Source organism: Corynebacterium sp. HMSC067D03 (genome assembly GCF_001811185.1).
In the GTDB taxonomy this organism is placed as follows: domain Bacteria; phylum Actinomycetota; class Actinomycetes; order Mycobacteriales; family Mycobacteriaceae; genus Corynebacterium; species Corynebacterium coyleae.
The window spans coordinates 1-342 of record NZ_KV803796.1 but is presented as its reverse complement, the minus strand read 5'-3'; the positions used below and the strand labels follow the sequence as shown (position 1 = coordinate 342).

1 protein-coding gene is annotated in these 342 nt (G+C 61.1%); it reads left to right on the top strand.

Annotated elements, in window-relative coordinates:
- Nucleotides 1-342: HNH endonuclease signature motif containing protein (locus tag HMPREF2785_RS03085; RefSeq protein ID WP_141750630.1), on the top strand; the 342-nt coding region annotated here is incomplete at both ends.

Here is a 342-nt window from a genome sequence, read left to right as displayed (position 1 = left end):
CCGATTGTTATGGTGCCGCTTCCCGAATGGACGCGTATCCAATCCGGTGCCGGTGACGAGGTCACGCTCACGCTGACTGATGGCACGACAATGACGGGTGCGGAGTTTCTCGCGCAGCAATTCGGCGACGAGTTGGAAGTCGCGGCGTTTCACCCGACCGAGGGTGCAGTCAACCTGTATCGCACCCAGCGGTTTGCCAATAGTAAGCAACGCGCGTTGGCATCCATGATGTCGCCAACCTGTCCGGTGCCCGATTGTCGGCATGGAGCTGACAACTGCGAAATGCACCACATCCACGCCTGGCGGCACGGCGGGGAGACCAACCTTGCCAACCTCGTGCCG